We start from the raw sequence: 18,635 nt of genomic DNA, 5'->3' as shown, positions 1-18,635 counted from the left end.
GAAAAACGGGGAATTATATCGACTTGTCGTCGGCTTTGGGAGCGTCTGTGTTGTCGGCGGGAGTGGTAAGTATGGGGATGTCCAGTTCTTCCAGCAATTGCTCGTTCAGCATATCGGCGGAGGGGGTTTCCAGAACAGGGATTTCGGTGTTTTCCTTTGAACCTGGTGTGCCGTACATGGCTGTTATCCTCAGTCTTTACTCAAGTCATGGTAGCGCAGCGGGTAACCGCGTTCTTTATAGTAGCGAAAACTGTTGCGTTTGCTTTCGATCACTTCGGGTTGATCGTAAATAATCTCCAGTACTTTCTCAAAGCGGCCATGCCAGGATGGGACTTGCGTCCCAAGGTTGATGAGAACATGGTGATGCTCGCCAGGGTCGTCCTGCCAGCTGATATTCACCGGCTGGTGATCGGCGTTATCGGTGGTGTGGCCGACAAAGCTGCTTTCCTGAAATGACCAGAGCAATTCATCCAACTGCACAGCAGTGGCTTCGTCCGGTGTATGCACCAGAATCGGCAAGCCGCGGGCGCTGACTTTTTCGATCAGACGGCAGCAGTACAGCAGGGCGTCTGCAAAGGGCTGGCAGGTGTTGTAGAACTGGATATCGGTCATGGGTGAGAATTTTTTATCGAAATATTTTCCCGGGTGCCGCTACGCTCTACTCGGGCTACAGGATGTGCCAGGTTAACAGTTGTCATCCTGAGTGCAGCGAAGGATCTTATTGCCAGCATCAGCAGAGGGATCCTTCGCTGCGCTCAGGATGACATGTTTCACATTGTCACTTTGCCAGCTTGGTCAGGTATTCCGTCAACATTGGCACCGGTCGACCGGTAGCACCTTTATTGGCACCGGAGTTCCAGAAGGTGCCGGCGATATCCAGGTGCGCCCAGTTGTATTTTTTGGCGAAGCGGGCCAGGAAGCAGGCGGCGGTGATGGAGCCCGCATCGCGGCCTGCACCAATGTTGGGGATGTCGGCAAAGTTGGATTTCAGCTGTTGGTCGTACTCGTCCCACAGGGGCATGGGCCAGCCGCGGTCGGTGGATTCTTTACCGGCGGCCAGCAGCTGCTCGGATAACTCGTCGCTGTTGGAGTAGATAGCGCTGGCGTGGTGGCCCAGGCCAATCACAATAGCGCCAGTCAAGGTGGCTACGTCGATCACTGCCTGGGGCTTGTAGCGCTCGGCGTAGGTCAGGCAATCGCACAGCACCAGGCGGCCTTCGGCGTCGGTGTTGAGCACTTCGATGGTAGTGCCGTTCATGGCGGTGACGATATCACCGGGCTTGGTGGCCTTGCCGCTGGGCATGTTTTCCACGCAGCCAACAATGGCCACTACATTGACTGGCAGCGCCATGTCGATCACCGCTTGCATGGTGCCAAACACGGTAGCCGCGCCGCCCATGTCGTATTTCATTTCGTCCATGGCCTGGCCGGGCTTGAGGCTGATGCCGCCAGAGTCGAAGGTGACACCTTTACCCACCAGTACCACGGGCTTGTCGGATTTTTTGCCGCCCTTGTATTCCACGATAACGGTTTTGCCAGGGTTGTCGGAACCGGCAGAAACAGACAGCAGGGAGTTCATGCCCAGCGCCTTCATCTGTTTTTCATCCAGCACTTTGGTGGTGACTTTGGGGTTGTTTTTGGCAAAGGCACGGCCCCGGGTCGCCATGTGGGAAGGGTCGCAGGCATTGCCGGGCAGGTCGCCCAATTCGCGAGCCAGGTTGACACCGTTGGCGGTGGCACTGCCCGCTGCCAGGGCATTTTTGATGGCGGCGCTGCTTTTGCTGCTGTGCAGGGTGACTTTTTTGAGGGCGGTTTTGGGCGGTTTGTTGGATTTGAATTTGGTGAACTGATAACCGGCTTCGCCGCACAGACGCGCTACCTGCCTGGTTTTCCAGGCCATATCACGGCCGTTGACATCCAGACCTTCAATGCAGATCAGGGCATCTTTGACTTTCAGGGCAATCAACTTTTTGGCGATGCCGGTGGCCAGCTTTACAAAACCCTGGTCATTGACAGCGCCTTTGCCGGCACCAACCAGCAAAACCCGCTGCGCGCCCACACCGTTGGCAACGGGCAGTAACAGTTGTTCGCCTTTTTTGCCGCTGAAGTCGCCGCTTTTGGCCAGTGCCGTCAGGGTGCCATCGGTGGCCTTGTCAGCCTCTTTGCCAATGCCGGACAGTGGGCCTTCGGCAACCGCAATAACCAGGCAAGCTGTTTTCGCAGACAGGGCGTCGGCGGAACGTAGTGAGAATTCCATGGTGTCTCCCGGAACAAATGGTTAGAATCGCCCGCTAGTCTATTCTAATTTCAAACCGGCTACCAAGGGCAGCGATCATTCTGTGATTATTTTTCGCTATCTGTTGCGTCAATTGCTCGGCAGCACCGTAGCGGTGTGTTTTGTGCTGTTGCTGGTATTTATGAGCAGCCGCTTTGTAAAGTATCTGCAAGATGCCGCACTGGGCAAATACGATGCGGATGTGCTGTTTGCCCTGATGGGCTATCGCCTGCCGGAATTTCTTGAGCTGTTGCTGCCGCTGTCGTTCTTTCTTTCCATTCTGTTGGTGTATGGCCGCCTGTATCTGGACAGTGAAATGACGGTGCTGTCCTGTTGTGGTGTCAGCCGCAATCAGATACTGCGTTACACCATGGTGAGTGCACTGGTGGTGGCCGCTGTTGTGGGGCTGATGAGTATTGAAATGGCCCCCAACGGCATTGCCAAATCTACCGCCCTTGAGCGTGCCCAACAACAGCGGGCAGAGCTGGATGCCATGCCCGCAAAGCGCTTTCAGAAGCTGCAGGCGGGCAGTGGTGTCGCCTATGCAGAGGAAGTGAACAGCGGTGAGCTGCAGGACGTTTTTTACACCGAGTCTGTGGCCAATACCGAAAACGGCAGTGGCCAGGTTTTGGTGCTTGCCCGCAAGGGTTACCAAAAGCGTTCGGAAAATTTGAAAGACAATTTTCTGGTGCTGGAAGACGGTTACCGCATTGAAGGCACCCCCGGCGAGGCACTGTTTCGTATCACGTACTTTAATGAATTTGGCAAACGCCTGGCGCAAACCAAGGAAGATGACTGGCGTATCAAGAAAATGCAGGAAGAATCACTCAGCTTTGGTGAGCTGGTCGCCTCCGACAATCCCAAACATGTTGCACTGCTGCACCGTCGCCTGTCCTGGCCGGTAATGGTGTTGATTTTAACCATTGCCGCTATTCCACTTAGCAAAACCAACCCCCGCCAAGGGCGCTACATGCGCTTGCTGCCCGCCATACTGTTGTACGTTATTTACTGGCAGGCGGTGGATGCCGGGGTGAGTAAAGTGTCTGAGGGTGAGCTCAATGTGTACGGCGGTATCTGGGGAATACACCTGCTGTTTTTGCTGATCGCGGTGACGATTTTTTACTGGGACCGCCTGCGTTGCAAATTGACCCGGCGAACAATGGCGAGGGCGTCCTGATGCGCCAACTCTCTGCCTATGTCGCCCGTTCGGTACTGGCCAGTCTGCTGGGGGTACTGGCTATTCTGGTGGGCATTGATGCTTTGTCGGCGTTCATTAACGAGTCCAAAGTCATCAACGCCAACTACACCTATGTGAATGCGCTCACCTACATTGGCATGACGGTGCCATCGCGCATTTATGAATTTATTCCCTTTGCCTCATTGATTGGCTGTTTGATCGGCCTTGGAACCTTGGCCGGCAGCAGTGAATTGGTGATAATGCGCGCATCCGGCGTGTCGCTGCTGCGTATTGTCTGGTTTGTGATACGACCAACCCTGCTGGTGATTTTTGTGGGAGTGATGCTGGCGGAATATCTGGTGCCTTACGCGGATCAGTCGGCCACCACTTACAAAGCCTTGAAGCGCAGTGGCAGTGGTCAGGTGGAACAAAAGTTTCGCTCTAACCTGTGGAACAAGGAAGGCACCGAGTTTATGCACTTTAATATTGTCGCTCCGGGAGGGCAGCTGCTCTACGGCGTGACTCGCTACCAGTTTGACGATGAACGCAATCTCAAGCAGGCCAGCTTTTCTGAAAGCGCGGTGTTTCACCGGGATCACTGGGTGGAGGAAAACGTCGCCATCACCCACATCGAGCCCTACCGAACCCGTGTAGAGCAGCAGGTGCAACGACACTGGCAAACGGACCTGTCTCCCGAACTGCTCAACCTGATATCCATTCCCAAGGAATCACTTTCCATTGGTGGGTTGCACGGTTACGCCCGCTATTTGCAGGATCAGGGGCAGGACTCGCAGCCATTGTGGTTGGAGTTTTGGGGCAAGGTATTGCAGCCACTCAGTGTGCTGAGCCTGGTGCTGGTGGCTATTTCCTTTATCTTCGGACCATTGCGCCAGGTCACTATGGGCTTTCGGATTTTTACCGGAGTGATTTTTGGCATGGCCTTCTGGATCAGCCAGAAAATGCTCGGGCCCTCCAGCCTGGTGTATGAGTTTCCACCCGTGATTGCCGTACTGGTGCCGATTGCGGTGTTTATGGTGATCGGTATGTTGCTGCTGCGCCGGGCAGCTTAACAGCTGCTGGCGCCGGGTTGCTGGCTGCGAGCAGATCGGTCGGCCTTTGTCATCCTGAGCGTAGCGAAGGATGACAATTACGCTCGGACTGCTCGCAGCTTCAGTTCACCCCCTTCGGCAACAGCACCACTTGGGTGCCGGTGATTTTGTCGTGCAGGCAATCGCCGTTTTTATCCCACAATTTCCACAGCAAACCGATCACACTGACCAGTGACAGCGGCGCTATCAGGGCTCGCAGCCAGCGCTGTTTGTTGGTGGTCAGGGAGCCATCCGGCTGTTGCAGGCGCAGACGCCAGGCTTTCATGGCCAGGGTCTGGCCGCGTTTTTGCCAGCAATACACAAAGTACCAGGCGTTGGCGAACCACAACAGGCTTACCACCGGTACCCAGGGGAGGGGAGGCATTTGTTCGCCTTCTGGGATGGGGCTGTAGGTCAGGTATTGAACAATCACGGCAATAACACCGCAGACAAACACGATGGCCAGCATCAACAGAAAGTCGTACACAAGTGCAGACAGGCGCCGAAAAATACCGGCCTTGGGCTGGGCGCTAAATTCTTCTGGGGTCACGGGGTTGCTCCATGGAATGAAGCGGGGATTTTATCGGAAGCAGGTGGTTGTTTAGAAGGGATTACTCAAAGGTATAGTTGAAACCAAAGTTAAGGCCGCCGCCAGAGGTGGTCAAACCGTAGTCAACCCCGCGGAATTTGCGCTGTTTGAGGTTGCCGTCTGCGTCCAGCAGGGCGCCGTCCCCCAGCTTCTGGCGTTTGTATTCCCAGTATTCCTTGAGCATTGTTTGCGCCATACGGCCAAATGCCCGCCCGCCATGATACTGACGACCCTGGTCTGAATAGGAGGACAGCCAGTCGTAATTGAGGGCGCGGTGGGTGGCGGACATGCGGTTGGAGCGTATTTGTTCAGAGCGTTCGACCAGCTTTTCATTGCACAGCGAGCGCAGTTCGGCGTGAGCGAGGGAGGCGTCTTTCTTGCTGCTTTTGATCTCGCTGGGCAGGAACAGGCCACGGTCGGCACTGGCGTTGCAAGAGAATACGGCGCAGATGGCTACCGGAACCATAAACCGCCCCGAAACAACCTGTCGTAGAATGCGTACTGCTGTTCTTGTATCTGCCATATAAAAGCTCCTATTCCCTCAGTCTAGATAACTTCATGGCGCTGTTTCAAACCCGGATCAACAAACTGTGATGCAGTTGAACCGCGTACCGGTGATAATACCCATCAGCGATTATTTGTGCAGTCTGGTTGGGTAAATTCTGTTTTACGATCTCAGTTCATCTGAGAATCTGTACTGGTATTTATGCTAACACCGTCATGCTGATTCAAATATGAAGGAATAGTGGAAAAATTTTGCATTTAGGAGGTGATAATGGCGAAAGTCTGTGTAGAGCGTGACCATCAATTGAATAGTGGTCAATTAAAGGAGTTGGGCGATCAGCTGGCCGCCAAATTGACGGACAAGTTGGGTGGCAGCGTCGATTGGCAGGGCAATGAATTGCACTACCAGCAAAGTGGCGCCAAGGCCCATGCGGTGTTGGGAGATACAACTGTGGTTGTCACGGTGGAGCTGGGGTTAATGATGTCCGCCTTTGCACCGATGGTGAAAACTGAGGTGGAGTCGGTACTCGATAAATACCTGACCACTGAACAATAAAGAATGCGTCTAAAGTTGTGATATTACAGGAAGATCGCATTTTCAGGCGTGCCCAATAAAGAACCCCCGCTGTTGCCAGCGGGGGTATCTCCAGTTACAGAGCTGCTGAATGGGGGAGCAGCCTGTAACAGCGAATAAGAGATGCTCTTATCCGCATCTCCCTCCTCTTGAAGCCGGATAGCGTCATGGGGGTGACTGCCGACTTCAGGGTCACTGTATATGCCATCGGGCGCTCTGTGCAATATTTTGGATTTTTGAAAAAACAATAAAAAACAAATGGTTATGTTTGGTAAACATAACTTTACCTTTGTTAACCATTCCTTATGCTTGGCTGCGAGTGGCGGTTGTTGCCGAAGGCCTCAATACCGAAACCGCCGAATAACAGAAAATAATGGTAGGGCTTTTATCCCGCCTGTGCGTGGTCTCTATGTGGAGTTGCGAAAACCGCTTTCTCATATTATGAAACCCAACAAAAACAACGTTATCGAATTGTCGGATCGCCGCACAGAGACTCGGGAGCAGGCGCTTGAGCGACTGTATCGCGAACACTATTCGGCGTTGAAGAAATTCCTGAGTGTGCGATTGGGGGTATTTCAGGAGCGCGATGATATTGTGCAGGAAGTGTTCACACGTCTCTCGCGCCTGGACAACCTGCCGGAGCGGTTGCCAGTGGGAGGTTCTCGCAATCGCTCTTACATCTTTCGTGCAGCCAATAACTATGTACGCGATCTGTTCAGGCACCAGTCGGTGCGCAATCGCTACCTGCAACAGCGTCAGGTTGAGCTGGGGGAAGATGCGGAAGTGTCTAATATGACGTTGGAACGGCAGGTTCAGGCTGATCAACAGTTGCATCGCCTTAAGCAAATGGTGATGACGTTAAAGCCAAAATGCCGTGAAGTGTTTGTCAGAAACCGGTTTCTGGACAAGAGCTATCGGGAGGTTGCTGTGGATATGGGGCTTTCGGTAAAGCAAGTGGAAAAGTATATGCAGCAGGCATTGGTGAAGGTTCGCAAATTGTCGGCAGAATTAAAGGGAATGGAAGAATGATCAGGGCAATAAAACAGAATTTTACGGATCGGCAGGCGGCCAGCGGAATTGCTCGCCTGCTTTCCGGGGAATTGTCTGACCGGGAGCAGGTTGAGATGCTGTCCCGACAGTCATCGGATGATAGCTATCGCAACAGCTTTATCGACACCATGCAGACTTTGTCAGATATGGAAGATCTGGCAGCTGATCCGGATATTCTGGGGGTTGTGGCGGAAGATTCGCCCCCCCGCTTGCAACCCTCTCGCAACTGGAGGGGCTGGGCAGTAGCGGCGGGTTTGCTGTTGGCAGTAACAGCCGGTTATATCGGCTGGACGCCACTTGTCACAAAAGATGGCGATGTGCAGCGTTATGTCACCCGCATAGGAGAGCAGAAAACCGTCAATCTTGCCGATGGCAGTGCTATTACCCTGAATACCGGCACACAGATACTGGTGGAGATGTCGGATCAATCCCGCCGGATCATCCTGGAACGGGGTGAGGCCTATTTTGATGTTGCCAGAGACCCCTTGCGGCCATTTGCGGTCGCGCTGGGTTCCCGTGCCATCAGTGTATTGGGTACCGAGTTCAATATTCGCAAATCGCCGGACAGCTTTGTATTGGCCGTTGTTGAAGGTGTGGTTGCGATTCATGGCAATGAAGAACAGGCTTCTGATTCTGCACCGGCTGTAAACGTTGATGATGGCGAGCGTAAACAGTACCGGGGGTCGGTGCAGAGAAAGGTACTGGCAGGCACCGTTGCTGAATACAGTGAAAACAGCCAACAATTGGTCGCTTACCGGGATGCCCACATTGATCGCCTGCACAGTTGGCGCACAGGCCTGGTTCGATTTGACGCGGTGCCGCTGCACAAAGTGATTCAGGAGTTAAACCGTTATTCGGCGAAGAAAATTCTTGTCGAAGACAGTTCGGTGATGGATATGGAGGTCTACGCCGGTATTCGGGTTGACCAGGCTAATATGGCTTTGACTTTGCTGGAGGAGTCGCTGCCGATCAGAGTGGTTCGCCACTTTGATCGTGTGGTGATTGTCGGAGAAGATTCCGAAAGCCAAAAATAACGATTCAGGTTCTAAAAAGTAGGGTATTTGATCTTCCTGTGCGTGGTTTCTACAGAGTCCAGAAAAAATAACTGATGGGCTTCTGATTGCAGAGCACGAAAAATCCATACGGGGGGCAATACATGATAATTATTGATAAAAAACACAGGGTCAAAAATCTGGTGTTGGGGGTGGCGTCAGTTTGTGCGCTGAGCCTGGCACCCTTGGCCCAGGCTGAAACAGATAAATTCAATATTGATATTGAAAGCCAAAACATCGGCTCGGCATTAATGGCATTGAGCCAAAGCTCTGGCGTGCAGATCGTTATCTCGAAAGAGATGGGAGAGGGAACTCGTCTGAGTCAGGTGAAAGGCAATTATACCGTCGCTGAAGCACTATCCATTATGCTTGAGGGAACGAAGCTGGGTTATAAGTTTATTTCGGACAGCTCGGTTGTTATTAAACCTGAAGATCAAACCGGGGAAGCAGAAGAAAAAAACAGAACTGAAGAAGCGGACGAAGAAGTGGTGGTTACCGGTTCGCGGATTGCTCGAAATGCCAGTGAATTGGCGGCCAATGTTATAACACTCGATATAGATACCCTGAGAAACAGCGGCGAGGCCACCCTGGAAGGTGCCCTGCGCCGGCTCCCACAAAATGTCTTCAGTGCCAGTGAGGTGGGCTCCACTTTGCTGGGCAATTCGTTCAATGGTGCGCTGAATATTACCGGCGGCTCCAACATTAACCTGCGCGGACTTGGCAGTGAATCTACGCTGGTTTTGATCGATGGTCGGCGTATTGGCAAATCCGGTGTCTTTGGGGGTGCTTCTGACATCAGTGGTATTCCACTGCAGTCGGTTGCCAGAGTGGAAGTTTTACTGGATGGTGCCTCGGCAATTTATGGCTCAGACGCCGTGGGTGGCGTTATCAATATCATCCTCAAGAAAGACTATGAAGGTGCCACGGCCAGATACGAGTACGGCAGGCCCGAAGCCAGTGGTTTTGAAGAACACGTATTGACGCTATCCGGATCCACCGGATGGGGCAGCGGCCGCCTGTCAGTGGATTTTGAGCGCTTTCAGCGCAGTAACCTGGATGGCGGTGAACGGCCTGAAGCTGTTCGGGATATTACTTTTTGGCGCACTGGCCTGGTGAGTGATTTTAACAATCCCGTATTTTTCAGGTACAACGGTGAGAACTTTTTGCCTTCGCAATTGCCCGTACCCACAACAGATCCAGGTGTTGAGGCGGTACAGTTCTTTGTACTCCCCGATGGGCAGGGCAGTACGGTGCCACTGTCCAGCATTACCAATATTCGCACAGAAGCCACGCTCAATGACACCAGCCCCGAGGCCTCTGAAGGTATCAGCCTGATTCCAGCTCAGCAACGCAATAACCTGCAATTGCGGTTAGAGCAGGAGTTGTCTGAAAAGATCAATTTTGGGGCAAACCTTTACTATTCAGATCGCAATACCTATTCCGCGCGAGGAGGGTTTACGGCAAATGTGCCCACCAATCCGTTAACCAACGGCAGTGGCAGCCCTTTTGAAAGTGCGCATCGTATTCGCTTTCGGCTGCCAGGGTTTGCCGATCAGCACAATGAAACCGAGCAAACAGTGACCCGCTGGAGCCTGTACGTGGATGGCGAGCTGGGTAACAGCTGGCAGTGGGAAACAAGCATTGGGCAATCCCGCGACAAGATTGACAGCCTGCACGTTAACCAGAGCGTGAATTTCTCTGGCAACCCGGCCACTGCCGCCGCTGCTGTTCCCACAGGCCTGAATTTATACACTGGTGATATCCTGGCCGACAATTCACCGGAAGTGCTTTCCCGGTTGATAGCGCCACCTGCAACCACGGTATCCGTTAATAAAGAGAGCACTGCTGACTTCCGGGCCAATGGAGCGCTGTTTGAGCTGCCAGGTGGCTCAGTCAATATTGCTATAGGTGGAGAGTGGCGTCAGGAAACCCTGGAATCCCGCACCGAGTCAGCGGTCAGTGATCTTGCAGTATTCAATTTGAGTGTTCCTGTTTCCGATTTTGACACGGCGGATCTGGATGCCCCGGTCAGCTCTATTCAGCGCGCGGGGTACGCCGAGGTATTGGTGCCACTGGTCAGTAGCGACAATGCATTTGTCGGCATGCAGCAGTTGACCTTGACCGGGGCGGGGCGCTACGACAGCTATAGCAACCTGGGGAGCGATTCCACCTGGTCGCTGGGTATGGTGTGGAGACCGGTTGAGCAGATTTCTTTTAAGCTGAGGCGGTCTACTTCCTTTGTGGCGCCAACTCCAAGGGAAAAACTGATTCCCAGGCAGCAAGTTGATTTTTCGGCCATTTTCCCGGGGGGGCTGCCCCTTCGTATAAGGGATGCCGCTGGCAATACCGTGGGGTTTGATTTTCAAAGTCTCCTGGTGTTTGGTGGCAACCCGGATCTTGAGGCGGAAAACGCCACTACCTCCACAGCGATTGTCGAAATTACACCCGAGGTTTTACCGGGCTTGCGGCTGTCTGCCAGCTGGCACGAAACGGAATACATCAACCGGATTTCTGCGAACCCCCAGCCCCGATTGCTTGCAGGTGTTGATTATGTGGCGGAAAACCCGGCACTGTCCCGGGATGAAAACGGCTTGTTGGTTATTGATAGTCGGGCGATCAATTCGGCCTTGTTGTACCAGTCCGGCGTGGACTACCAGTTGTACTACTCGCGCGATACCGAGTTCGGCGAATTTTACGCCAGTACCAATGTGGCGGTCACCAGTAATTTCGAGCGTATTCGGAATGCGGGAGAGCCAAGGGTCAGTGAGTTGGAGCGTTCCACGGTTTCACGAGTGATACCAACTCGCCGTTACAGTGCGGACTTTGGCTGGAATAATCGTGGCATGTCCATAGCGGTGACCGCAAACACCACCAGTAAAACCTATCGAAGTGTGTCCCCTTATCTGCGCATCACGGATACGCCCTTGAACGTCAACTTGAGCATGTCCTATAACATGGACGAGGGTGATCTGTTTTCCACACCGGAGTGGTTATCCGGTACCAGTGTGTCGTTCAGGATTTTGAACCTGTTGGACGATATCACGGAGAACAGGGTGGTTGATCCGGACACAGGTAATCCGGTAACCAATGAGCGGTTTTATAATCTCGCGTTTAGTGATCCCCGCGGCCGGATGCTTTATTTCGGGCTCACCAAGCAGTTTTAAAATTTCCGGTAGATACCTATATCCCTCCCGGCCTTGGCCGGGAGATTCAATTTATTGTTGAAATAGATAGCTATTCACCACGTTCTGAAAAACTTGAAGGCGTGAATCTGGGGTGGCTTGCTGTGTGTCACAGCAAGCTACCCCAGATTTACGTTTTGCGACAAAAAACCACAAATAGCGCCAGGGCCATTGTGACTTCAAAAGATGCTGAATAGTTACTCATCCACATAACTTTCCATGGTCGGACAAGAGCAAATCAAATTCCGGTCCCCGTGCACATTGTCGATCCGGTTCACTGTCGGCCAGTACTTATGACCCTTTAACCAGCTGGCCGGGCGCACGGCGGTTTCGCGGCAGTAGGGGCGGTTCCATTCGGCATTGAGTACGTCGTCCATAGTGTGCGGCGCGTTCACTAGCGGGTTATTGTCCAGGGGCCAGTCGCCGTTTTGCACCTTGGTCATTTCGTTGCGAATGGTGATCATGGCTTCCGCGAAGCGATCCAGTTCGGCTTTGTTTTCCGATTCGGTGGGCTCGATCATCAGGGTGCCTGCCACCGGGAACGACATGGTGGGGGCGTGGAAGCCGAAGTCCATCAGGCGCTTGGCGATATCTTCTTCACTGATGCCGGTGGCATCTTTCAGCGGGCGAATGTCGATAATGCATTCGTGGGCGATAAAGCCGTTTTTGCCGGTGTACAGCACCGGGTAGTGATCGCTGAGCTTTTTGGCAAGGTAGTTGGCATTCAAAATCGCCATTTCAGTGGCCTTTTTCATACCTTCGCGGCCCATCATGCGAATGTACATCCAACTGATCGGCAGGATAGAGGCGGAACCCCAGGGCGCGGCGGATACGGTGCCGTTGGCCATATCGGTTTCCGGTACTGGCTGCAAAGGGTGAGCGGGCAGGAACGGTTTGAGGTGCGCACCCACACCGATGGGGCCCATGCCAGGGCCGCCGCCGCCGTGGGGAATGCAGAAGGTTTTGTGCAGGTTGAGGTGAGACACGTCACCGCCGAATTTGCCTGGACCGGCCAGGCCAACAAGGGCATTCATATTGGCGCCGTCTACGTACACCTGGCCGCCGTGTTGGTGCACCAGTGCGCAGATGTCGGTAACGGATTCTTCAAACACACCGTGGGTGGACGGGTAGGTAATCATAATGGCGGCAACCTGGTCGCTGTGCTTTTCACACTTGTCCTGCAGGTCGGCCATGTCCACGTTGCCGTTGTCGTCACACTTCACCACCACCACTTTGTAGCCCACCATCTGCGCGGACGCGGGGTTGGTGCCGTGGGCGGAGCTGGGTATCAGGCAGATAGTGCGCTGATGGTCGCCGCGACTTTCATGGTATTTCTTGATCGCCACCAGGCCCGCGTATTCCCCCTGGGAACCGGCGTTGGGTTGCAGGGATACCGCGTCATAACCGGTGCAGGCTTGCAGTTGTTGTTGCAGGCTGGCAAACAGTTCGGCGTAACCGGCGGCTTGCTCGATGGGTGCAAAGGGGTGCATGTCGCCAAATTCCGGCCAGGTGACCGGAATCATCTCGGCGGCGGCATTGAGCTTCATGGTGCAGGAGCCCAGCGGAATCATCGACAGGTTCAAGGCGATGTCTTTGGCTTCCAGGCGATGCATGTAACGCATCATTTCGGTTTCGCTGTGGTAGCTGTTAAACACATCGTGAGTGAGGAAGTCGCTGCTGCGCACCAGTTCTGCGGGAATTCCCGATGGGGCAGTGTCCGGCAGGTCTGGCTGTTCACAATCGCTCTCGTTTCCAGAGAACGCAACAAGCAAGTCAGCAACCAGGCCTTCGGTGCTGGTTTCATCCAGACTCATGGCGATGGCATCAGTGCCGACCCTGCGCAGGTTGATATGCTGGCTCAGGGCGCGCTCCACAATGGCGTTTTGCTGGTCGCCCACTTCCACGGTGATGGTGTCGAACCAGGTGTTGTGGCGCAGAGTAAAACCCTGGCTTTGCAGGGCGGCGGCCAGGGTGTTGGTGAGATTGTGAATCTCGCGGGAGATGGCTTTCAGCCCTTCCGGGCCATGATAGGCGGCGTAGAACTGAGACATAATCGCCAGTAGCGCCTGGGCGGTGCAGACGTTGGAGTTGGCTTTCTCCCGGCGGATGTGTTGCTCGCGGGTTTGCATGGCCATGCGCAGGGCAGGTTTGCCGTGGCTGTCGATGGAGACACCGATAATGCGGCCCGGAGAGGCCCGTTTGAATTCGTCGCGGAAGGCAAAAAAACCCGCGTGGGGGCCGCCAAAGCCCATGGGTACGCCAAAGCGTTGGTTGGAGCCCACCACAATATCCGCACCCATCTCGCCCGCCGGCTTCATCAGCACCATGCTCATCAGGTCGCCGGCAACAGTGGCCAGCGCGCCTTTGCCCTGTACTTGCTCAATGATGGGGGCAATATCGATTACCTTGCCGGTGCTGGTGGGGTATTGCAGCAGCGCACCGAAAATGTCCAGTTCCGCCAGATCGGTTTGCGGATCGCCCAGTACCACATCCCAGCCAAAGTGCTCGGCGCGGGTTTGCACCACGGCGATGGTCTGGGGATGGCAGTCGGCATCGATAAAATAGGTGGTGCTTTTGTTTTTGCGCAGGTGGCGCTTGCTCATGGCCATGGCTTCGGCGGCGGCGGTACCTTCGTCCAGCAGCGAGGCGTTGGCGATTTCCATGCCAGTCAGATCCATCACCATCTGCTGGTAATTCAGCAATGCTTCCAGACGGCCCTGGGAAATTTCCGGCTGGTAGGGGGTGTAGGCGGTGTACCAACCGGGGTTTTCCAGCACGTTGCGCAGAACTACCGGCGGCACAATGGTGTCGTAATAGCCGGTGCCGATCAGTGAGGTGAATACCTGGTTCTTGCTGGCGATGGCTTTGATTTCTGCCAGTGCTTCCTGTTCGGTGAGGCCAGTATCCAGATCAAGTGGTTCCGCTTTGCGAATATTGGCCGGTACGGTCTGGTCAATCAGTTCATCCAGGGAGGCAACGCCCAGCGTGTTCAACATAGCCTCGGTTTGTGCGGCGTCCGGGCCGATATGACGGCGGCCAAAGTGATCGTGGTGCATGGTTGTTTCTCAGTGTTGGGTTCATTGCCAGAGGCTGGCAGGAAAGCCGCGCATTTTAAACTAATTTGCTGCTTGTGGGGATTCCCAAATGCCAGAAAACATACCTTTGACGGACCTTTTGGCTCAGGTGGAAAGCTGCACTCTTTGTCAGGATTTACCACTGGGGCCAAGGCCGGTGGTAAAGGTTTCCCCCGCAGCGAAAATACTGATTATCGGTCAGGCCCCCGGAACCCGCGTGCACCACACGGGCATCCCCTGGAACGACCCCAGCGGCGATAACCTGCGCAGTTGGTTGGGGGTGGATCGGCAGCAGTTTTACGACGACCCGCGCATTGCCATTATGCCCATGGGGTTTTGCTATCCCGGCAAAGGCAAGTCTGGCGATTTGCCACCCCGCAAAGAGTGTGAACCCCAGTGGCACCCGGCTCTGTGGCAGCAGATGCCAGAGGTGGAGCTGACCTTGTTGATTGGCAATTACGCCCAGGCCCGTTATTGCGGAAAAGATGGTTACCGCAACCTGACGGAACGGGTACAGCACTGGCAGCAGGTGCTGGCAACTCAGTTATCTGAAGGGCATCCTGGCTACTGGCCACTGGTGCATCCATCCCCCCGCAATCGACGCTGGATGGCGCGCAACCCCTGGTTTGAAACGGAATTACTGCCGCAATTAAGAGTCAGAGTCGATCAACTGCTCAATTGAGTGAGCCGTTGGCCTGATTACTGTTCCGCCATTCCTATATACTTGAGACCTATTGTTCGGTAGATCAAACCCATGCCTGTAAATCCGTTCCTGCAACAAGAAAATCTGGTGCAAGTTCCCGTTTCCCAACTGGCCATCGGCATGTTTGTTGCCGAGCTGGACCGGTCCTGGCTGGAAACACCCTTTTTGCTGCAAGGGTTTGTGATTCGTCATCCGGCGGAAATTCGCAAGCTGTCTGAGTATTGCGATTTTGTCTATATCGAAAAAGAGGGTCGCAGCTGGGGCGGCAAAACCACTCCCTTTGCTGCGGCGCCGGTGAGCAAAGGCAAAAGCCGCTCCGGTATCGACAGTACCACTCGTTCCACGTCATCGAGCTACAACCGGCGCGACCCCAAATCCCTGATCAATACCCTCAATACCCGCACTGCGTACACAGCGACTGTGGAGCCGGAGCAAGAGCACCAAACCGCCCGTGAGTTGTATGCAGAGGCGACGGGCAGCGTAACTTCCATTCTCGATCAGGTGCGCCTGAAAAATATGGTGGATACCCGTGCGGCGCGTTCCACTGTGCGTTTGTGTGTGGACAGTATCCTGCGCAACCCGGCGGCGCTGGGCTGGATGAGCAAAATCAAGCACATGAACAAATACACCGCAGAGCATTGCCTCAATGTGTGTATCCTGGCCATTGCCTTTGGCCGCCATTTGCGCCTGGCAGAAGGAGAGCTGGAAAAGCTGGGGCTGTGCGGTTTGCTGCACGATGTGGGCAAAATGAAAATTGCCGACGAAATTCTCAACAAACCCGGCAAACTCACCCCTCAGGAATTTGAGGTGATGAAAAGCCACACCACCGTTGGCCGCGACCTGTTACGCCAGAGCGAAAACGTGGATGAATTTGTGATCGACGTGGCCTTCAGCCACCACGAACAAATGGACGGCAAAGGTTACCCGCGCCGGGTGCGGGCCCACGAACTCACCGAGTATTCACGCATTATCGCCATTGTCGATGCCTTCGACGCCATGACCAGCGACCGTTGCTATTCAGAAGCCAGGTCCACCCTGGATGCCCTGAAAGAAATCTACCGTTGCCGCGGCAGCCAGTTCGACCCGGAACTGGCACTGGAATTTATCAGCCTTATCGGGCCCTATCCGGCAGGCACCATTGTTGAACTGCACAATGGCCTGGTGGGTATTGTGCTGCACTCTAAAAAGAACAAACGCCACTTGCCGGTGGTACAGATCATCCGCGACCACGAAGAAGTGGTAGAACCCTATAAAGTGAGCCTTCTGGAAACAGAAACCGGCGACCTGGGCGCCGGTTATCTGGTGCGCCGGGTGTTGAAAAACGGCGATCGCGGCATCAAGCTGGAAGATTATCCGGTGCGCGTACTGCTGCGTCAGCAAGTGGAAGACAGTGATTGAACAGATCACAGCGCAGTTTGACGCCCATGGCGGCGACAGCCGCCGCCTGTTTCACGGGCGCGGCCACTGCTACCCCGACTTTGAATGGTTAACCCTGGACTGGCACCCGCCGGTACTGGTGGCCACGGTTTATCAACAACCCCCACAACATCTTCTGGATTCCCTGCGGCAGCATTTGATTGAGTTGCAGGTACCGGTATTTGTGCAATACCGCTACCGCCAGCAATTGCACAGCGAATGGCTGGGGCCTGTGGCGGAACCACCGTTCTATGCCCATCGCAGCGGGCTGTGTTTTGAATTGAACCTGGGGGAGCGTCAGAACCTGGGTTATTTTGTGGATATGGAGCCGGGCCGTCAGTGGCTGGAACAACACGCCTCCGGCCGCGGCCTCAATCTGTTCGCCTACACCTGCGCACTGTCCTGTGTGGCCCTGGCCAATGGTGCCAGCGAAGTGGTGAACGTGGACATGAGCCGGGCAGCGCTGGCCATTGGCCAGCGCAATCATCAGCTCAACCACATTCGCGGCGCACGTTTTTTAAAAATGGATGTGTTCAAAAGCTGGAAAAAACTCGCGGTTAACGGCCCCTACGATTGGGTAGTTCTCGATCCGCCGAGTTTTCAGAAAGGCAGCTTTGTGGCGCAAAAAGATTACCCTCGTTTACTGCGGCATTTGGTGAAAGTGCTGTCGCCGGGCAGCAAAATTCTGGCCTGCCTTAACGACCCCAATCTCGATGAACAATTCTTGAAAAACGCCTTTGACGAACAATTGCCACAGGCCAAATTTATAGAGCGTTTGGCGGAGCACCCGGATTTTCCGGAAGCGGACAGGGGTAGGGGGTTGAAGGTATTGGTTTATCAGATGCCTGCTTAAACATTATTGTCATTGCGAACCGCCGCAGGCGGTGTGGCAATCTCGTTCAATTTGGCAGTGACTTGATGGAGATTGCCGCGTCGCCCGCTGGCTCCTCGCAATGACGGTGTTATTTCTTGAACACCCCAAACCAGGTGCGTTTGTTGCGCAAATCGAGAATCACTTTTTTGTCAAAAAACAGCGAATTTCCCAACAGGCCATCGGCATCAATGGGCAAGTTGGCAAAGTAGTTGGGGCGCTCCCGTGTGAAGTAAACCTGCGCGCTGTGGATGTCGATATCACCAATTTTCAAGCTGCCAGTTAACGGTGCGCCAATGGTGGTTACCAACTGGTCGTTGGCCCAACCCTCTATTCTGATGTTGTTGTTTTCACTGCCACTGCGCTGGGTCAGCTGTTGCCATTGAGGTTTGTCCAGCAACAGGTCAAACATGCTGGCGCCGGTGTCGAAAAAAAAGCGCTGTTCTTTGTGGCCATTCAGCTCGGTGGTTAAAAACAGTTTGCTGCTGCGAATCCGGGCGGGGACCTGGCGAATCTGGTTGCGGGAAAGGTGGTACTGGGCTTTGCTCAACAAGCAGATCTGTTGGCCCGGATAGTCGATTTGGACAATTTTGTCCAACAGTGTGCGCAAGCCAATTCGTCCCGCTACCTGAGCGGAAGGATAGTCGCTGATATGAAATTCCTGCTCACCAAAATCCATCTCGCCAATGGACAGCCTGGCTGCGCTGGCAGGTTGGCCGCCAACTTTTTCAGCAATGGCAAGGCCGGAGTCCAGTGCCGGTTGCGGGCCGTAAAATACACTTACATCGGAGCCGGTATCAAACTGCATATCAACGGAGTTGCCGTTGATTAAAGCCTGTACCACCATGGCGGCTTTTTCGCTGCCGTCGGTGTCGGTAATCCACTGGAAAGGGGCGCACCGAGTATCGGCCAGGGCGTTCAATGTCCCACAGGTCGCAAGGGTGAAAAGCAGAATGAAGGGCACTTCTAAAAATGCACTATTTCCGCGATAGCTGCGTTGGTGTCCCTGTTTGTTTATGGAAAGGCGAGTCCTCATGTATGCCTTATACACTGCGGGTCTGCGTGCGCCACCGCCTTGCT

16 protein-coding genes are annotated in these 18,635 nt (G+C 54.2%); 9 read left to right on the top strand and 7 right to left on the bottom strand.

Features of this window, described 5'->3' with window-relative positions:
- Positions 1 to 13: 13 nt before the first annotated feature.
- From ACVBEJ_RS02185 to ACVBEJ_RS02175, 3 genes are all read right to left on the bottom strand, one after another.
- Entirely contained in the window at positions 14 to 178 is a 165-nt protein-coding gene (locus ACVBEJ_RS02185) for a hypothetical protein (RefSeq protein ID WP_447127957.1), read from the bottom strand.
- An 11-nt stretch (positions 179 to 189) separates the two neighbouring features.
- A complete protein-coding gene (locus ACVBEJ_RS02180) occupies positions 190 to 612 on the bottom strand; it encodes a DNA polymerase III subunit chi (protein WP_447127956.1) in 423 nt (140 codons plus the stop codon).
- A 166-nt stretch (positions 613 to 778) separates the two neighbouring features.
- On the bottom strand, positions 779 to 2,257 hold the full coding sequence (locus ACVBEJ_RS02175) for a leucyl aminopeptidase (protein ID WP_447127955.1): 1,479 nt from the start codon (positions 2,255 to 2,257) through the stop codon (positions 779 to 781).
- A gap of 82 nt (positions 2,258 to 2,339) precedes the next feature.
- On the opposite strand from ACVBEJ_RS02175, the gene lptF reads away from it, so the two are divergent.
- The gene (gene lptF, locus ACVBEJ_RS02170; protein ID WP_447127954.1) at positions 2,340 to 3,452 is read left to right on the top strand and encodes an LPS export ABC transporter permease LptF; all 1,113 of its coding nucleotides are present in this window, start codon (positions 2,340 to 2,342) and stop codon (positions 3,450 to 3,452) included.
- Positions 3,452 to 4,522: an LPS export ABC transporter permease LptG gene (gene lptG, locus ACVBEJ_RS02165; protein WP_447127953.1), complete on the top strand. Its 1,071-nt coding sequence runs from the start codon at positions 3,452 to 3,454 to the stop codon at positions 4,520 to 4,522. Before lptF ends, lptG begins: the two co-directional genes overlap by 1 nt.
- Positions 4,523 to 4,622: 100 nt before the next feature.
- Here the strand turns inward: lptG and ACVBEJ_RS02160 are convergent, their stop codons facing one another.
- Positions 4,623 to 5,090, bottom strand: a complete 468-nt coding sequence (locus ACVBEJ_RS02160) for an RDD family protein (protein ID WP_447127952.1) — start codon at positions 5,088 to 5,090, stop codon at positions 4,623 to 4,625.
- A 61-nt stretch (positions 5,091 to 5,151) separates the two neighbouring features.
- Positions 5,152 to 5,652, bottom strand: a complete 501-nt coding sequence (locus ACVBEJ_RS02155) for a hypothetical protein (RefSeq protein WP_447127951.1) — start codon at positions 5,650 to 5,652, stop codon at positions 5,152 to 5,154.
- A gap of 252 nt (positions 5,653 to 5,904) precedes the next feature.
- Here ACVBEJ_RS02155 and ACVBEJ_RS02150 point away from each other — a divergent pair, with 252 nt between their 5' ends.
- From ACVBEJ_RS02150 to ACVBEJ_RS02135, 4 genes are all read left to right on the top strand, one after another.
- Positions 5,905 to 6,189 carry a polyhydroxyalkanoic acid system family protein gene (locus ACVBEJ_RS02150; RefSeq protein ID WP_447127950.1) on the top strand — a complete coding sequence of 95 codons (285 nt, stop codon included), beginning with the start codon at positions 5,905 to 5,907 and terminating at the stop codon, positions 6,187 to 6,189.
- 459 nt (positions 6,190 to 6,648) lie between these two features.
- Positions 6,649 to 7,236, top strand: a complete 588-nt coding sequence (locus ACVBEJ_RS02145) for an RNA polymerase sigma factor (protein ID WP_447127949.1) — start codon at positions 6,649 to 6,651, stop codon at positions 7,234 to 7,236.
- Positions 7,233 to 8,291, top strand: a complete 1,059-nt coding sequence (locus ACVBEJ_RS02140; RefSeq protein WP_447127948.1) for a FecR family protein — start codon at positions 7,233 to 7,235, stop codon at positions 8,289 to 8,291. The genes ACVBEJ_RS02145 and ACVBEJ_RS02140 overlap by 4 nt, the downstream gene beginning before the upstream one ends.
- A gap of 122 nt (positions 8,292 to 8,413) precedes the next feature.
- Positions 8,414 to 11,473 (top strand): TonB-dependent receptor plug domain-containing protein, encoded by a 3,060-nt coding sequence (locus ACVBEJ_RS02135; protein WP_447127947.1) that lies wholly within the window; start codon positions 8,414 to 8,416, stop codon positions 11,471 to 11,473.
- Positions 11,474 to 11,688: 215 nt separating this feature from the next.
- Here ACVBEJ_RS02135 and gcvP read toward each other — a convergent pair whose 3' ends face one another.
- Entirely contained in the window at positions 11,689 to 14,547 is a 2,859-nt protein-coding gene (gene gcvP / locus ACVBEJ_RS02130; protein WP_447127946.1) for an aminomethyl-transferring glycine dehydrogenase, read from the bottom strand.
- Between the two features lie 88 nt (positions 14,548 to 14,635).
- Between gcvP and ACVBEJ_RS02125 the strand changes: the two genes are divergently transcribed.
- The 3 genes from ACVBEJ_RS02125 (at position 14,636) to ACVBEJ_RS02115 (ending at position 17,537) form a co-directional block, all read left to right on the top strand.
- Complete coding sequence (locus tag ACVBEJ_RS02125; protein ID WP_447127945.1) at positions 14,636 to 15,247, top strand: uracil-DNA glycosylase family protein; 612 nt, start codon at positions 14,636 to 14,638, stop codon at positions 15,245 to 15,247.
- Between the two features lie 72 nt (positions 15,248 to 15,319).
- A complete protein-coding gene (locus ACVBEJ_RS02120; RefSeq protein ID WP_447127944.1) occupies positions 15,320 to 16,666 on the top strand; it encodes an HD-GYP domain-containing protein in 1,347 nt (448 codons plus the stop codon).
- Positions 16,659 to 17,537: a class I SAM-dependent methyltransferase gene (locus ACVBEJ_RS02115; RefSeq protein ID WP_447127943.1), complete on the top strand. Its 879-nt coding sequence runs from the start codon at positions 16,659 to 16,661 to the stop codon at positions 17,535 to 17,537. Before ACVBEJ_RS02120 ends, ACVBEJ_RS02115 begins: the two co-directional genes overlap by 8 nt.
- A gap of 109 nt (positions 17,538 to 17,646) precedes the next feature.
- Here ACVBEJ_RS02115 and ACVBEJ_RS02110 read toward each other — a convergent pair whose 3' ends face one another.
- Positions 17,647 to 18,477 carry a hypothetical protein gene (locus tag ACVBEJ_RS02110; protein WP_447127942.1) on the bottom strand — a complete coding sequence of 277 codons (831 nt, stop codon included), beginning with the start codon at positions 18,475 to 18,477 and terminating at the stop codon, positions 17,647 to 17,649.
- Between the last annotated feature and the right edge of the window lie 158 nt (positions 18,478 to 18,635).

It is taken from the genome of Porticoccus sp. GXU_MW_L64, from assembly GCF_052983295.1.
This window is presented reverse-complemented; position numbering and strand designations above follow the sequence as displayed.

Bases quoted from the DNA above. Each gene is read 5' to 3' on its own strand.
- ACVBEJ_RS02185 (WP_447127957.1), bottom strand. From the start codon at position 178: ATGTACGGCACACCAGGTTCAAAGGAAAACACCGAAATCCCTGTTCTG.
- ACVBEJ_RS02180 (WP_447127956.1), bottom strand. From the start codon at position 612: ATGACCGATATCCAGTTCTACAACACCTGCCAGCCCTTTGCAGACGCC.
- ACVBEJ_RS02175 (WP_447127955.1), bottom strand. From the start codon at position 2,257: ATGGAATTCTCACTACGTTCCGCCGACGCCCTGTCTGCGAAAACAGCT.
- lptG (WP_447127953.1), top strand. From the start codon at position 3,452: ATGCGCCAACTCTCTGCCTATGTCGCCCGTTCGGTACTGGCCAGTCTG.
- ACVBEJ_RS02155 (WP_447127951.1), bottom strand. From the start codon at position 5,652: ATGGCAGATACAAGAACAGCAGTACGCATTCTACGACAGGTTGTTTCG.
- ACVBEJ_RS02150 (WP_447127950.1), top strand. From the start codon at position 5,905: ATGGCGAAAGTCTGTGTAGAGCGTGACCATCAATTGAATAGTGGTCAA.
- ACVBEJ_RS02145 (WP_447127949.1), top strand. From the start codon at position 6,649: ATGAAACCCAACAAAAACAACGTTATCGAATTGTCGGATCGCCGCACA.
- ACVBEJ_RS02140 (WP_447127948.1), top strand. From the start codon at position 7,233: ATGATCAGGGCAATAAAACAGAATTTTACGGATCGGCAGGCGGCCAGC.
- ACVBEJ_RS02135 (WP_447127947.1), top strand. From the start codon at position 8,414: ATGATAATTATTGATAAAAAACACAGGGTCAAAAATCTGGTGTTGGGG.
- gcvP (WP_447127946.1), bottom strand. From the start codon at position 14,547: ATGCACCACGATCACTTTGGCCGCCGTCATATCGGCCCGGACGCCGCA.
- ACVBEJ_RS02125 (WP_447127945.1), top strand. From the start codon at position 14,636: ATGCCAGAAAACATACCTTTGACGGACCTTTTGGCTCAGGTGGAAAGC.
- ACVBEJ_RS02120 (WP_447127944.1), top strand. From the start codon at position 15,320: ATGCCTGTAAATCCGTTCCTGCAACAAGAAAATCTGGTGCAAGTTCCC.